This is a genomic window from Microbacterium sp. ZW T2_14 (genome assembly GCF_044987405.1).
In the GTDB taxonomy this organism is placed as follows: domain Bacteria; phylum Actinomycetota; class Actinomycetes; order Actinomycetales; family Microbacteriaceae; genus Microbacterium.
In genome coordinates this window covers 1-584 of sequence record NZ_JBJDRK010000136.1, presented here as the reverse complement: position 1 = coordinate 584, position 584 = coordinate 1, and the positions used below count along the sequence as shown (strand labels likewise).

The following is a 584-nucleotide window of genomic DNA, read 5'->3' as shown; positions in this document are numbered from 1 at the left end:
CCATGGCCCTGTGTCGCTCGGCGATGACCGAGTGGATGTCGTCGGTGCCCGAGGTCGCCATACCGCCCTGAAGCTGAGTCCACAGCAGGAGGCGGTGCTCCTCGGGATGCGCTGCGAGGTGCAGGTATTCGCGCGCTGCGTATCCGCCGAGGTCGTCGACGGCGAAGGGTACTTCGTCGATGAACCGCGCGAACCCGTCCTCTACGACGGCCCGGAACAGGGCTTCTTTGTCGCCGAAGTAGGCGTACAGACGTTCCTTGCTGGCCTTGGCTGCGGCCGCGATCCGATCGACGCGGGCCCCGGCCAGCCCGTGTACCGAGAACTCGTCCCGGGCGGCGACGACGATGCGGGCGCGGGTCGCACTGGCGTCAGGTTTCATGGCGGTCACCATACCCCCAACCAACTAGTTCGTTTGACTATTGGTTCTGGGTCGCCTACCTTTTTGCTCGGGACATTTTTCGTGCCCAGAATCAACGAGTACGAGTGGGGTAGAAACATGTCGCAGCTCTCCGAGCGCGAAGCGCCGGATCTGAATCCGAACTACGAGCGCCGATGGCTGGTGCTGTGCATCGTCGCCATCACGC

The 584-nt window shown here is 63.7% G+C and carries 1 protein-coding gene; it reads right to left on the bottom strand.

What is annotated here, in order from left to right:
• Positions 1 to 379, bottom strand: a 379-nt coding sequence (locus tag ACI3KY_RS20315) for a TetR/AcrR family transcriptional regulator (RefSeq protein WP_404931924.1), incomplete at its 3' end; no start/stop codon positions are given.
• Positions 380 to 584 lie beyond the last annotated feature (205 nt).